Origin of the sequence: Streptomyces sp. NPDC059957 (genome assembly GCF_042730015.1) — a bacterium.
In the GTDB taxonomy this organism is placed as follows: Bacteria; Actinomycetota; Actinomycetes; order Streptomycetales; family Streptomycetaceae; genus Streptomyces.
Window position 1 is genome coordinate 1 of record NZ_JBHWMB010000044.1, and the last position, 12,991, is coordinate 12,991.

The following is a 12,991-nucleotide window of genomic DNA, read 5'->3' on the forward strand; positions in this document are numbered from 1 at the left end:
CCCTCCGTTCACGCCGAACCGGCGGCGCCGGTCAGCTCTCGCTGCGGCGCAGCTTCGGCTTGAGGTCCTTGAAGCGGCCGAGCAGTCCGTTCACGAACGAGGGCGACTCGTCCGTGGAGAACTCCTTGGCCAGCTGGACGGCCTCGTCGATGGCCACGGCGTCCGGGGTTCCGTCGACCCAGATCAGCTCGTAGGCACCGAGACGCACGATGTTCCGGTCCACGACCGGCATGCGGTCGAGGTCCCAGTCCACGGCGTAGGTGGCGATCAGATCGTCGATGCGGTCCACCTTGTCGGCGTACCCCTCGACGAGTTCCATGGTGAACTCGTTCACCGCGGGCTGACGGTCGGTGTCCGACCGCGAGTGGCGGACCCAGTCCGCGAGGACCTCGCGCACGGAGACCCCGCGCTGGTCGGCCTCGAACAGGATCTGGAAAGCGCGCTTGCGCGCGTTGCTCCGGGCAGCCACGGTTAGCTGTTCACCCGGCCGAGGTAGTCGCTGGTGCGGGTGTCGACCTTGATCTTCTCGCCGGTGTTGATGAAGAGCGGGACCTGGATCTCGTGGCCCGTCTCCAGCGTCGCCGGCTTGGTGCCACCGGTGGAGCGGTCGCCCTGGACGCCCGGGTCGGTGTGCTCGATGGTCAGCTCGACGGCGGCCGGGAGCTCGACGTAGAGCACCTCGCCCTCGTGGCGGGCCACGGAGGCGGTGAAGCCCTCGATCAGGAAGTTGGCGGCGTCGCCGACGGCCTTCTTGTCGACCATGAGCTGGTCGAAGTCCTCCATGTCCATGAACACGAAGTACTCGCCGTCCATGTAGGAGAACTGCATGTCGCGGCGGTCGATGGTGGCCGTCTCGACCTTGGTGCCGGCGTTGAACGTCTTGTCGACGACCTTGCCGGACATGACGCTCTTCAGCTTGGTGCGCACGAAGGCCGGGCCCTTGCCGGGCTTGACGTGCTGGAACTCGACGACGGACCAGAGCTGGCCCCCGTCGAGCTTCAGCACCATGCCGTTCTTGAGGTCGTTCGTGGAAGCCACGGTGTGGGAATCTCCTGCACTGGAAGACCACGGGTGCGCGCACAGCCCGCCGACGCGGGCTAGAGCGCGAGCAGCTCCTTGGTCGTAATGGTGAGTAGCTCGGGACCGCCGTCCGCCTCGGGGCGTACGACGAGCGTGTCATCGATCCGGACACCACCCCGGCCAGGGAGGTGAACCCCCGGTTCGACGGTGACCGGCACGCAAGCGTCCAGTTTACCCATGGCGGTAGGTGCAAGCTGCGGGTCCTCGTCGATTTCGAGACCGACACCGTGTCCGGTCCACGCCGCGAGGGCCTCGCCGTGACCTGCGGAGTCGAGTACGGAGCGGGCCGCGTGATCCACATCGCGGTACGCGGCCCCGGGCAGCAGGGCCTCCCGGCCCGCCCGCTGGGCGGCGAAGACGAGTTCGTAGAGCTCGATCTGCCAGTCGGCCGGGGTCGTGCCGATCACGAAGGTACGGCCGATCTCGCAGCGGTAGCCCCGGTAGTTCGCGCCGAGGCAGACGGAGAGGAAATCACCCTCCTCGACCCGCCGGTCGGAGGGCCGGTGCCGGGAGCGGCCGGAGTGCGGGCCGGTGCCGACGGAGGTCGGGAAGGCGGGGCCGTCGGCTCCGTGGTCCACGAGCCGGCGTTCCAGCTCCAGCGCGAGGTGCCGTTCGGTGCGGCCCACCAGGATCGATTCCAGCAGTTCCCCGAGGGCCTGGTCGGCGATCTCGGCGGCGATCCGCAGGCAGGCGATCTCCTCCTCGTCCTTGACGAGGCGCTGCTGTTCCACCGCGGTCCCCAGGTCGGCCAGGCGCAGCCCGGGCGCCACCGAGCCGATCGCCCGGTGCCGGCCGACGGTGAGGTGGTGTTCCTCGACCGCGAGGGATTCGGCGCGGGCGGCGGAGGCCGCGTCGGCCGCCGCGACGGCCGGATCCGCTCCGGGGCCGGCCAGCACGGAGAGCCGCAGGTGCTCGTCGAGCCGTCCCTCGTCGGCCTCCCCCGTGGGCTGCCCGGCGCAGAACAGCATGTCCTCGCCGCCCGGACCGAGCAGCAGGACCGCGCCCAGCGGCGACGCCCCGGAGAGGTAACGGACGTTCGCCGGACGCGTGATGAGTGCGGCGGCGTTTCCGGCGGCCGCACAGCGGTCGCGAAGCAGGCCCCGGCGGGCCGCGTACACGTCTGACATGTTTCCGAGCCTACGAGCGCGGCGCGCATCCGGCCTGGTGAGCGCAGCCGTACGGGGGCCGGGCCGGGCCCGGCGGGCACCGCGGACAGGGATTCGGCAGGTCAGTAGGCCGGTTGCGAGATGACGCGGGCCAGGGTCTCGTCCAGGGCGCGGGCGGTGCCTTCGACGTCCAGGTGGGAGTTGTCGATGATCGGCAGCCCGGATCCGTACCAGCCGGCCATCCGGCCGTGGATCCGCGCGACCTCCTCGTCGGAGAGCCGCCGGTTCCCGGAGCGGGCGGCGTTGCGTTCCAGGACGATCTCCAGGCCGGGCAGCAGGACGACCGGCAGCAGCGCGGGCCCGACATGGCGCTTCCACCCGCCGAGGCCCACCACCGGCCGGTCCGGGAACACGGCGTCGTCGAGGATGCAGGAGATCCCGTTGGCCAGGAAGTTCCGGGCGGCGAACCCGCAGGTGCGGCGGGCGAGGCGGTACTGCGCCTCGGAGTGGTCGTTCCAGCCGGCCTGCGGATCCGCGAAGCCCGAGCAGACCCATTCCCGGACGTCGTCCAGGCTGATGTGCGCGGTGGGGACGGGCCGGGTGCCGGCCCAGTGGCGGGCCACCGTGGTCTTGCCGGCGCCCGCGGGGCCGATCAGCAGCACCGCGAGGGTGGCGCCGCCGGTGCCGGGGACGGCGGGCGGCAGCGGGACGTGCCCGGTGAACCCGTCCGGCGGACCCGGCACGGCCGGCGGCGCGGCGTGCCCCGAGGGCATGGGAGGCAGGGGCCAGCCCGCCGCCGGCGGTACCGGCGGCTGCGGGGGCGCCGCCGGGTGCTGATTCCCCGGCTCCCAGCCCCCGCCTCCGACTCCCTGCTGCATCCGCTGCCACTCCGTCTCGTTCCACCACGACTGATACGAGAACGTTATATGACCCCGGAGGCTCGCCAGGTCACACGGTCGCGAGCTGGCGCCACCCAGACCGGCACAGACCGGTACAGAGAGAGCGCTGCGGGCCGGTTCGTCCCGGCCCGGCAGGCTCACCGGCCCGGCAGGCACACCGGCCCGACAGGCTCAGGCCGTGACCTCACCGAAGGCCGCCACGAGGACGGCCGGGTCGGGACCCTCCAGGACGGTCGGCTTCGCCAGCCCGTCCAGGACGATGAAGCGCAGCAGGTCGCCCCGGGACTTCTTGTCGAGCTTCATGGTCTCCAGCAGCTTGGGCCACTGGTCGCCGCGGTAGGTCAGCGGCAGTCCCACCGAGGCGAGGACGGCCTTGTGCCGGTCGGCCGTCTCGTCGTCGAGCCGGCCCGCGAGCCGGCCGAGCTCGGCGGCGAAGACCATGCCGACCGAAACGGCCGCGCCGTGGCGCCACTTGTAGCGCTCGTTCTTCTCGATGGCGTGCGCGAGGGTGTGCCCGTAGTTGAGGATCTCCCGCAGGCCCGACTCCTTGAGGTCGCTGGAGACCACGTCGGCCTTGACCTGGATGGAGCGGCAGATCAGCTCGGCCGTGTGCGGGCCGGCGGGGGTGCGCGCCGCCTCGGGGTCGGCCTCGATCAGGTCGAGGATCACCGGGTCGGAGATGAATCCGGCCTTGATGATCTCGGCGAGACCGCTGACGTAGTCGTTGACCGGCAGCGATTCCAGCGCCGCCAGGTCGCAGAGCACGCCGGCCGGCGGGTGGAAGGCGCCGACGAGGTTCTTGCCCTCGGCGGTGTTGATGCCGGTCTTGCCGCCGACGGCCGCGTCCACCATCGCCAGGATGGTGGTCGGGACGGCGATCCAGCGCACCCCGCGCAGCCAGGAGGCCGCGACGAAGCCCGCGAGGTCGGTGGTGGATCCCCCGCCGACGCCGACGATGGCGTCGCTGCGGGTGAAGCCGGACTGGCCCAGCGCCTTCCAGCAGTACGCCGCCACCTCGGCCGTCTTGGCCTCCTCGGCGTTCGGCACCTGGATGGCGACGGCCTCGTACCCCTGGGCGGCGAGGTCGTCGCGCAGGGCCTCACCGGTCGAGGCGAGGGCCTCGGGGTGGATGACGGCGACCCGCTGGGCCTTCGTACCGATCAGGGAGCCCAGCTCGCCGAGCAGCTGCCGGCCGACCAGCACCTCGTACGCTTCGTGCCCGGCGCTCGCGCCGACCTGGATCCGCGTCACCTTGTCCGTCATGCGTTCTTCAACTCCAGAGCGTCGAGGACCGCCTGGGCGACCTCTTCGGGCGTGCGCTCGTCGGTGGCCACCACGACGCGCGCGACTTCGGTGTACAGGGGGCGCCGGGCGTCCATCAGCTCGCGCCACTGGCGGCGCGGGTTGACGGCGAGCAGCGGGCGCGCGGCGCCGAGGCCGACGCGCTTGACGGCTTCCTCGACGTCCATCGAGAGGTAGGCGACGGGCAGCCCGGTCAGCAGCTCGCGCGTCTTCTCGTCGAGGACGGCGCCGCCGCCGAGGGCGAGGACGCCCTCGTGGCCGGCGAGGGCCGCGGCGACCGCCTCCCGCTCCAGCTCGCGGAAGTGCGGTTCGCCCTCGTCCACGAAGATGTCGGAGATCTCCCGGCCCTGGGCCGCGACGATGTCGGCGTCGGTGTCCCGGTAGGAGACGCCGAGCCGCTGGGCGATCAGCTCGCCCACGGTGGACTTGCCGGACCCCATGGGGCCGACGAGGACCACCAGGGGGCCGGACGCGCTGGTGCCCGTCACCGGATCTGCAGGTTGTCGAGGTAGGACCGGACGTTGCGGCGGGTCTCGGGGACGGAGTCGCCGCCGAACTTCTCCACGACGGCGTCGGCCAGCACCAGGGCGACCATGGCCTCGGCGACGATGCCCGCGGCGGGCACCGCACAGACGTCGGAGCGCTGGTGGTGCGCGACGGTGGCCTCGCCGGTGGCGACGTCCACGGTCGCCAGGGCCTTCGGCACGGTCGCGATCGGCTTCATCGCCGCGCGCACGCGCAGCAGCTCGCCGGTGGTCAGACCGCCCTCGGTGCCGCCGGAGCGGCCGGAGGTGCGCTTGATGCCCTCGGGGGTGTTGACGATCTCGTCGTGTGCCTGCGAGCCGGGCACGCGGGCCAGGTCGAAGCCGTCGCCGACCTCCACGCCCTTGATGGCCTGGATGCCCATGAGCGCGGCCGCGAGGCGCGCGTCGAGGCGGCGGTCCCAGTGCACGTGCGAGCCGAGGCCGACGGGCACGCCGTAGGCGAGGACCTCGACGACGCCGCCGAGGGTGTCGCCGTCCTTGTGGGCCTGGTCGATCTCCGCGACCATCGCCTTCGACGCGTCGGCGTCGAGGCAGCGCACCGGGTCGGCGTCGAGCTTCTCGACGTCGGCGGGGGTCGGGTAGACGCCGTACGGGGCCTTGGCGGCCGCCAGCTCCACGACGTGGGAGACGATCTCGATGCCCGCGACCTCCTTGAGGAAGGACCGGGCGACGGCGCCGAGGGCCACGCGGGCGGCGGTCTCACGGGCGCTGGCGCGCTCCAGGATCGGCCGGGCCTCGTCGAAGCCGTACTTCTGCATGCCGGCGAGGTCGGCGTGGCCGGGACGCGGCCGGGTCAGCGGCGCGTTGCGGCCCGTCTCCTTGAGGAGCGAGGGGTCGACCGGGTCGGCCGACATGACCGTCTCCCACTTGGGCCACTCGCTGTTGCCCACCATCACGGCGACCGGGGAGCCCAGGGAAAGTCCGTGCCGGACACCCCCGAGAAATGTCACCTCGTCCTGTTCGAACTTCATCCGGGCACCGCGGCCGTAGCCGAGCCGGCGCCGGGCGAGGTGGTCGGCCACCAGCTCGGTGGTGACCGGGACGCCGGCGGGAAGCCCCTCCAGCGTCGCTACCAGAGCCGGGCCGTGAGATTCCCCGGCCGTCAGCCAACGCAACCTGCTCAACGATGCTCCTCGTGATCGCGCCTGATTCATCGATGGCGCGATCGGGTGCGCGGCCCTGACCCGCCTACACCCGATCCTCCCATGTCCGGGCCCGCACACCGCCCTCCGGTCCAGCTGTCGGACGGCGGCGCACCCCGGCCCGGGGTGACATGTGGATCTAGAAAGGTTCCGCTTCGGCTCAGTGGCGGGCGCGCAGCGCCGCCTCGCCCGCGGCGCGCATGGCCCCGAGCGGAGCGGTGGGAGCGCCCGTCATCAGCTCGACCTGGAGGACCGCCTGGTGGACCAGGAGGTCGAGGCCGCCGAGGACCTTGCCGCCGCGCCGCGTCCAGGCCGCGGCCAGGGGCGTGGGCCAGGGGTCGTACAGGACGTCGAAGAGGGTGCCCGGAGCGGCGGGCACGGAGCCGGCCAGCTCGTCCGTGGCACCGGCCGGGGTGGTGGCGATGACCAGCGGCGCCGCCAGCGCCTCGGCCGCCCGCGACCAGTCGGCCGTACGGACGTCCACGCCGAGCCGCTCGCCCCACTCGCGCATCTCCGCGGCCCGGGCCTCGGAGCGTACGTACGCGGTCACCTCGCCGGTGCAGATCCGGGCCAGCGCGGCGAGCGCCGAGGAGGCGGTGGCGCCCGCACCGAGGACGGCGGCGGACTCCACTTTCCCGGTGCCCTGCTCGCTCAGCGCGGCGAGCAGACCGGGGATGTCGGTGTTGTCACCGACCTTGCGGCCGTCCTCGGTGAAGACGACGGTGTTGACCGTCTCCACGGAGGCGGCCGTGTCACTGATCTCGTCGAGCAGCGGGATGATCGCCCGCTTGAGCGGCATGGTCAGCGACAGCCCGGCCCACTCGGGGCCGAGCTGTGCGATGAAACCGGGGAGCGCGGCCTCGTCGATCTCGAAGCGGTCGTACGACCGGTCTCCGAGGCCGAGCTCCTGGTACGCGGCGCGGTGCAGCACCGGTGAGAGGGAGTGCTCGATGGGCGAACCCAGCACCGCGGCCCGTATCCGTGACATGTCCTGCTACCCGCCGTTCTTCTGCTTCTGCCGTGCCTGGAACTCGGCAACGAGCTGGAGGTGCTCGTCGTACGTCTTGGTGAAGGTCGTCTTGTCTTCGTCGACCGCCACGAAGAACATCCAGCCGCCGTGGTCCGGGTTGAGCGTACCGTTCAGCGCGTCCAGGCCGGGGTTCCCGATCGGGCCCGGGGGCAGGCCCGCCACGTTGTGCGTGTTGTACGGGTGGACGAACGCCTTGGCTTCCTTGACGTTGAAGTTGATCTCGCTCTGGCCCTTGATGTAGTTGTACGTCGAGTCGAACTCGATCTTCCGGTTCGTGACGTCATTGGTCTTCTTGAGGCGGTTGTAGACCACCTCCGCCATCTTCCGGAAGTCGTCGTGGTTCTTGCCCTCGGCGTTGACGAGGCTGGCGACCGTGATCACCTGGAGCGGGTTGTCCAGGCCCAGTTCCTTGGCCTTGCCCTCGACCCCGAGCTCCGTGTACTTGTCCGTCGCGTTCTTGACCATCTGCTTGAGCAGGGACTCAGGGGTGCTGTCCTTGGTCAGGTCGTAGCGCATCGGGTACAGGAAGCCCTCGAGCGGGTCCATGATGTTCTTGTCGTTGTTCGCCCAGGCCGGCAGGCCGAGGGCCTTGGCCTGCTTGAAGGCGATGTCCTTGGTGGTGCCGGCGGGCTTCTCGAGCTTCTTGTCGATGGCGTCGTAGACCGTGCTGTTGCGCATGCCCTCGGTGACGGTGAGGACGTGCAGCTTGGTGGGGTCGGTCATGAACTCGACCGCCGCGGCGGCGGACATCTTCTTCTTGAGCGGATAGACGCCGGGCTGGATCGACTTGCCCTTGGGGTTGACGGCCGCGGCGTCCACGAAGGCCTGGGCGCTCGCGACCACGCCCGCGGCCTTCAGGATCCGGCCCATCTGGCCCACGCTCGCGCCCTTGGGGATCTCCACGTCGACGGTCTCGTCGATGCCCTCGCCCGCGAAGTCCTCGGCCACGGAGAACTTGTCCTTGAGGTAGCTGTAGCCGTAGTAGCCGCCACCGCCGACCACGCCGATGATGACCACGGCCGCGATGAGGCAGGCCATGCCGCTGCGCTTCTTCGGTTTCCCGCCGGAGCGGCCCGACCGGCGGCCGCCGCGCCCGCCGTCGTCACCGTCACCGTCGTCGTCCCCGCCGCTGCGGCCGCCGCCCGCGAGGAAGGAGTCGGCCGCGGCGTCCTCTTCTTCCTGCCACGGCTCCTCGGTCTCCAGGTGCCGCATGCTCGGCGGCCGCGGGGGCGGAAAGGCCTCGGAGGTGCCGTACAGGTCGGGGGCCTCGCCGGGGTAGCCGCTCGCCTGCTGCTGCGCGTACGGATCCGCGCCTGCGTACGGGTCGACTGTCTGCGGGACCGCGGCGTACTGGCCCTGGCCGGTGTCCCAGACCTGGTTCTGCCCGGTGTCCCAGACCTGGCCCTGGCCCTGGCCCTCGTAGGTCTGCTGCTGGTGCTGCTGGTGCTGCGGATACTGCTGGTGTTGCGGGTGCTGCTGAGGATGCTGCGGATACGGCATCTGCTGCTGCTGCTGCTGCGGGTACGGCATCTGCTGGGCCTGGGGGTACTGGCCCTGGCTCTGCTGCTGCTGCGCGTAGTAGGCCTGCTGGGGGTGAGGCTCCTGCTGGTACTGCTGCGGGCCTCCGACGTAAGGCATCTGACCCTGCTGGGCCTCGTGCCCGGTCCACCCCTGGTCCCCGTACAGCGGGTCCTCGGGGTGCCACGGTTCGGGGCCAGGGCCCCGGCCATACTCAGTCATCGATCCCCTAGCGCGCCGCAGGGCGTTGGCCGCGGCTCCGTCCGCCGCGGCACACGGTGCCGCCTCTTCTGATAAGCGACGACTGTTCGAATGCCGTCACATCGCGCGGAACGTTACCGTATCGCGATCAGACAACCACTTCGACGCACTCACCGGGCGGATTACCTGATACCCGTTCGGTCTCAAGAGCGTTCTGCAGGATCACTACGGCGGCCGCCTGGTCGATGACCGACCGGCTCTTCTTCGCGTTCTTCCCCGAGGCCCGCAGGCCCTGGGCTGCGGTGACCGTGGTCATCCGCTCGTCCACCAGACGCACCGTCACGGGCTTGATGCCCTTGGCGAGTTCCGTGGCGAAGGCGCGGCACTTGGCCGCGGCCGGCCCTTCCCGCCCGCTGAGCGAGCGGGGCAGACCGACCACCACCTCGATGGGCTCGTACTCCGCGACGAGCTGCCGCAGCCGCCGGTGGGCGAAGGGGATGTCCCGCCCCGGAACGGTTTCCACCGGTGTGGCCAACACCCCGTCGGGGTCGCACGAGGCGACCCCGATCCGGGCGTCGCCGACATCGATGGCCAGACGGCGGCCACGGCGCAGTGTCATCTTCAGGCCGTCTCTACGACGAGGCGCTCGACCGCGGCGATGGCCTCGGGGATGGCGGCCGGGTTCTGGCCGCCGCCCTGAGCCACGTCCGGCTTGCCGCCACCGCCGCCGCCGAGGGTCTTGGCGGCCGTACGGACCAGGTCGCCGGCCTTGAGACCACGCTCGCGGGCGGCCTCGTTGGTGGCGATGACGGTCAGCGGGCGGTCGTTCGCCGTGGTGAACAGGGCGACGACGGCCGGGCGGTCCCCCTGGATGCGGCCACGCACGTCGAGGACCAGCTTGCGCAGGTCGTCGGCGCCGGTGCCGTCCGGCACCGTGCCCACGACGAGGGCGACGCCGTGGATGTCCTGGGCGTTGGCAGCGAGACCGGCGGCGGCCTGGAGGACCTTCTCCGCGCGGAACTTCTCGATCTCCTTCTCGGCGTCCTTCAGCTTGCCGAGCATGGAGGCGATCTTCTCCGGCAGCTCCTCCGGACGGCCCTTGACCAGCTCCTGGAGCTGGGCGACGACCGTGTGCTCCTTGGCGAGGAAGTTGTACGCGTCCACGCCGACGAGGGCCTCGACGCGGCGCACGCCGGAGCCGATGGAGGACTCGCCGAGCAGCTTCACCAGGCCGAGCTGGCTGGTGTTGCCGACGTGCGTGCCGCCGCACAGCTCCTTGGAGAAGTCGCCGATGGTCACGACGCGCACGCGCTCGCCGTACTTCTCGCCGAACTCGGCGATGGCGCCCTGCTTCTTCGCCTCGTCGATGCTCATGATCTCGGCGGTGACGTCGAGCTCGCGGGAGAGCACGTCGTTGATCTTGTGCTCGACGTCGGTGAGGACCGAGCCGGGAACGGCGTTCGGCGAGCCGAAGTCGAAGCGGAAGCGACCGGGCGAGTTCTCGGAACCGGCCTGGGCGGCCGTCGGGCCGAGCGCGTCGCGCAGGGCCTGGTGCGTCAGGTGCGTGGCCGAGTGGGCGCGGGCGATGGCCCGGCGGCGCTGGATGTCGATGGCGGCGTACGCGGAGGCGCCCACCGTCACCTCGCCGACCTGGACGGAGCCCTTGTGCACGGAGACGCCGGGGACCGGCTGCTGCACGTCGCGGACGACGATGACGGCGCCGGAGTCGAGCTTGATGCGGCCCTGGTCGGCGAGCTGGCCGCCGCCCTCGGCGTAGAAGGGGGTGCGGTCCAGGACGACCTCGACCTCGTCGCCCTCGGAGGCGGCGGGCGCGGAGACGCCGTTGACCAGGAGGCCGACGATGGTGGACTCGCCCTGGTTGGTGGCGTAGCCGGTGAACTCGGTGGCGCCGGAGCCGTCGGCGATCTCCCGGTAGGCGGACATGTCCGCGTGGCCGGTCTTCTTGGCCTTGGCGTCGGCCTTGGCGCGGTCCCGCTGCTCCTGCATCAGGCGGCGGAAGCCGGGCTCGTCCACGGCGAGGCCCTGCTCGGCGGCCATCTCCAGGGTGAGGTCGATCGGGAAGCCCCACGTGTCGTGGAGCAGGAACGCCTTGTCGCCGGCCAGGACCGTGCCGCCGGCGGCCTTGGTCTCGGTCACGGCGGTGTCGAGGATGTTCGTGCCGCCCTTGATGGCCTTGAGGAAGGCGGCCTCTTCGGCGAGCGCGACGGTCTCGATGCGCTTGCGGTCGGTCACGAGCTCCGGGTACTGCTGCCCCATCGTCTCGATGACCACGTTGACCAGGTCCTGGACGACCGGGCCGGTGGCGCCCATGAGGCGCATGTTGCGGATGGCGCGGCGCATGATGCGGCGCAGCACGTAGCCGCGGCCCTCGTTGCCGGGGGACACGCCGTCGCCGATGAGCATGGTCGAGGTGCGGATGTGGTCGGCGACCACGCGCAGCGAGACGTCGGTGCCCTTCTCGGCTCCGTACTGCACGCCGGTCAGCTCGGTGGCCTTGTCCATGACCACGCGCAGGGTGTCGGTCTCGTACATGTTCTGTACGCCCTGCAGGATCATCGCGAGGCGCTCGAGGCCGAGACCGGTGTCGATGTTCTTCGACGGCAGGTCGCCGAGGATCGGGAAGTCTTCCTTCCCGTCGCCGGCGCCGCGCTCGTACTGCATGAAGACCAGGTTCCAGATCTCCACGTAGCGCTCGTCGTTGACGGCGGGGCCGCCCTCGACGCCGAACTCGGGGCCGCGGTCGTAGTTGATCTCCGAGCAGGGACCGCAGGGGCCCGGGACGCCCATGGACCAGAAGTTGTCCTTCTTGCCCAGGCGCTGGATGCGCTCCTGCGGGACGCCGACCTTGTCGCGCCAGATGGCCTCGGCCTCGTCGTCGTCGAGGTAGACCGTGATCCAGAGCTTCTCGGGCTCGAGGCCGTAGCCGCCGTCCGCCACGGAGCTGGTGAGCAGCTCCCAGGCGTACTTGATGGCGCCTTCCTTGAAGTAGTCCCCGAAGGAGAAGTTGCCGCACATCTGGAAGAACGTGCCGTGGCGGGTGGTCTTGCCGACCTCTTCGATGTCCGGCGTACGGACGCACTTCTGCACGCTGGTGAGCGTGGACGCGGGCGGCTTGACCTCGCCGAGGAAGTACGGCTTGAACGGCACCATGCCCGCGGGCACCAGCAGCAGAGTCGGGTCGTCCGCGATGAGCGACGCCGAAGGGACAACGGTGTGACCGCGCTCCTCGAAGAAGCTCAGCCAGCGGCGGCGGATTTCAGCCGACTCCATCAGTGGTCCTCATTCCGGTTGTACGTAACAGTCGAACGGTTCGTGTTCTGGTCGTGCTCGATGGCCCGCAGCCGCCGCGGCCCGGGAAGGGCGGTGACGTTGGCGGGCAGTTCGGGATCCTGGTGGAGTCCCAGTGCGTCGTTCAGCTCGTCCTCGCGCTGCGACATCCCCGACTTGACGTCGAGGGCGAAGTCCTTGAGGCGGTGGCCCGCCTCGATCGCCTTGTCGGCGGCCTGGGCGGCGAGGCTCTCCGGCGTCAGCTTCTTCAGCTGCCGGTTGACCTTGGTGGTGGCCCACACGCCGGCGGCCGCGCCGGCGGTGAACCAGAAGGCTCGGCGGAACATCGGAGATCTCAGCCCTTCTGCTTCCGGCGCCGGGCGGCCGGCACCGTACGGCCGACGATCACGGTCCGTCGGGAGGTCTTGGCCGGCGCGCCCTCGGGGGTCGCGCCCGGGGTCGCCCCGCCCTTGCCCAGCGCCTTGCGGACGCCGTAGCCGAAGGCCGCGACCTTGACGAGCGGGCCGCCGAAGGTGGACGCGACTGTGGAGGACAGCGCGGAGGCGTTGGAGGTGACTTCCTGTACGTCGCTCGCGATGGCGTCGACCCGGTCGAGCTGGGTGCGGGCGGAGCGGACGGTGGTGGAAGCCTCCGCGAGCAGCGGCACGGCCTGTTCGGTCACGTCGGCCACCAACTTGGTGGTCGCCTTGAGCACCTGGGCCAGCCTCACCAGCACCACGGCGAGGAAGGAGACCAAAATGGCCCAGAAGACGGCCACGAGGATCCCGGCCACCTCTCCACCGGACACGTTCACACCGCTCTCTACAGATTGATCACCAAGCGAAAAAGTCGTCCTCCGACCCTATCGCGCCGGAGATCC

The 12,991-nt window shown here is 70.8% G+C and carries 13 protein-coding genes; all 13 read right to left on the reverse strand.

Going from position 1 to position 12,991, the window contains the following annotated elements:
* Nucleotides 1-31 precede the first annotated feature (31 nt).
* Nucleotides 32-469 carry a transcription antitermination factor NusB gene (nusB, locus tag ACFWBW_RS26420; protein ID WP_214948214.1) on the reverse strand — a complete coding sequence of 146 codons (438 nt, stop codon included), beginning with the start codon at nt 467-469 and terminating at the stop codon, nt 32-34.
* Between the two features lie 2 nt (nt 470-471).
* Nucleotides 472-1,038, reverse strand: a complete 567-nt coding sequence (gene efp, locus ACFWBW_RS26425) for an elongation factor P (protein ID WP_243334327.1) — start codon at nt 1,036-1,038, stop codon at nt 472-474.
* Between the two features lie 59 nt (nt 1,039-1,097).
* Nucleotides 1,098-2,207, reverse strand: a complete 1,110-nt coding sequence (locus ACFWBW_RS26430) for a M24 family metallopeptidase (RefSeq protein WP_385377008.1) — start codon at nt 2,205-2,207, stop codon at nt 1,098-1,100.
* A gap of 101 nt (nt 2,208-2,308) precedes the next feature.
* On the reverse strand, nt 2,309-3,064 hold the full coding sequence (locus tag ACFWBW_RS26435) for an AAA family ATPase (protein WP_385377011.1): 756 nt from the start codon (nt 3,062-3,064) through the stop codon (nt 2,309-2,311).
* A gap of 192 nt (nt 3,065-3,256) precedes the next feature.
* Nucleotides 3,257-4,348 carry a 3-dehydroquinate synthase gene (aroB, locus tag ACFWBW_RS26440; RefSeq protein WP_385377014.1) on the reverse strand — a complete coding sequence of 364 codons (1,092 nt, stop codon included), beginning with the start codon at nt 4,346-4,348 and terminating at the stop codon, nt 3,257-3,259.
* A complete protein-coding gene (locus ACFWBW_RS26445) occupies nt 4,345-4,827 on the reverse strand; it encodes a shikimate kinase (protein WP_385377155.1) in 483 nt (160 codons plus the stop codon). The genes aroB and ACFWBW_RS26445 overlap by 4 nt, the downstream gene beginning before the upstream one ends.
* A gap of 44 nt (nt 4,828-4,871) precedes the next feature.
* The gene (aroC, locus tag ACFWBW_RS26450; protein ID WP_327251781.1) at nt 4,872-6,056 is read right to left on the reverse strand and encodes a chorismate synthase; all 1,185 of its coding nucleotides are present in this window, start codon (nt 6,054-6,056) and stop codon (nt 4,872-4,874) included.
* A gap of 178 nt (nt 6,057-6,234) precedes the next feature.
* Nucleotides 6,235-7,062, reverse strand: coding sequence for a shikimate dehydrogenase (locus tag ACFWBW_RS26455; RefSeq protein ID WP_385377017.1), 828 nt, complete (start codon nt 7,060-7,062; stop codon nt 6,235-6,237).
* A gap of 6 nt (nt 7,063-7,068) precedes the next feature.
* Nucleotides 7,069-8,844: an endolytic transglycosylase MltG gene (mltG, locus tag ACFWBW_RS26460; RefSeq protein ID WP_385377020.1), complete on the reverse strand. Its 1,776-nt coding sequence runs from the start codon at nt 8,842-8,844 to the stop codon at nt 7,069-7,071.
* A 127-nt stretch (nt 8,845-8,971) separates the two neighbouring features.
* Nucleotides 8,972-9,442, reverse strand: a complete 471-nt coding sequence (gene ruvX, locus ACFWBW_RS26465) for a Holliday junction resolvase RuvX (protein ID WP_243334308.1) — start codon at nt 9,440-9,442, stop codon at nt 8,972-8,974.
* Nucleotides 9,443-9,444: 2 nt separating this feature from the next.
* Nucleotides 9,445-12,114: an alanine--tRNA ligase gene (gene alaS / locus ACFWBW_RS26470; RefSeq protein ID WP_385377024.1), complete on the reverse strand. Its 2,670-nt coding sequence runs from the start codon at nt 12,112-12,114 to the stop codon at nt 9,445-9,447.
* Nucleotides 12,114-12,458 (reverse strand): DUF6167 family protein, encoded by a 345-nt coding sequence (locus tag ACFWBW_RS26475; protein WP_385377027.1) that lies wholly within the window; start codon nt 12,456-12,458, stop codon nt 12,114-12,116. The genes alaS and ACFWBW_RS26475 overlap by 1 nt, the downstream gene beginning before the upstream one ends.
* Before the next feature lie 8 nt (nt 12,459-12,466).
* On the reverse strand, nt 12,467-12,919 hold the full coding sequence (locus ACFWBW_RS26480) for a DUF948 domain-containing protein (protein ID WP_385377029.1): 453 nt from the start codon (nt 12,917-12,919) through the stop codon (nt 12,467-12,469).
* Between the last annotated feature and the right edge of the window lie 72 nt (nt 12,920-12,991).

Bases quoted from the DNA above. Each gene is read 5' to 3' on its own strand.
- ACFWBW_RS26435 (WP_385377011.1), bottom strand. From the start codon at position 3,064: ATGCAGCAGGGAGTCGGAGGCGGGGGCTGGGAGCCGGGGAATCAGCAC.
- ACFWBW_RS26445 (WP_385377155.1), bottom strand. From the start codon at position 4,827: ATGGGGTCCGGCAAGTCCACCGTGGGCGAGCTGATCGCCCAGCGGCTC.
- ruvX (WP_243334308.1), bottom strand. From the start codon at position 9,442: ATGACACTGCGCCGTGGCCGCCGTCTGGCCATCGATGTCGGCGACGCC.
- mltG (WP_385377020.1), bottom strand. From the start codon at position 8,844: ATGACTGAGTATGGCCGGGGCCCTGGCCCCGAACCGTGGCACCCCGAG.
- ACFWBW_RS26455 (WP_385377017.1), bottom strand. From the start codon at position 7,062: ATGTCACGGATACGGGCCGCGGTGCTGGGTTCGCCCATCGAGCACTCC.
- ACFWBW_RS26430 (WP_385377008.1), bottom strand. From the start codon at position 2,207: ATGTCAGACGTGTACGCGGCCCGCCGGGGCCTGCTTCGCGACCGCTGT.
- ACFWBW_RS26475 (WP_385377027.1), bottom strand. From the start codon at position 12,458: ATGTTCCGCCGAGCCTTCTGGTTCACCGCCGGCGCGGCCGCCGGCGTG.
- alaS (WP_385377024.1), bottom strand. From the start codon at position 12,114: ATGGAGTCGGCTGAAATCCGCCGCCGCTGGCTGAGCTTCTTCGAGGAG.
- aroB (WP_385377014.1), bottom strand. From the start codon at position 4,348: ATGACGGACAAGGTGACGCGGATCCAGGTCGGCGCGAGCGCCGGGCAC.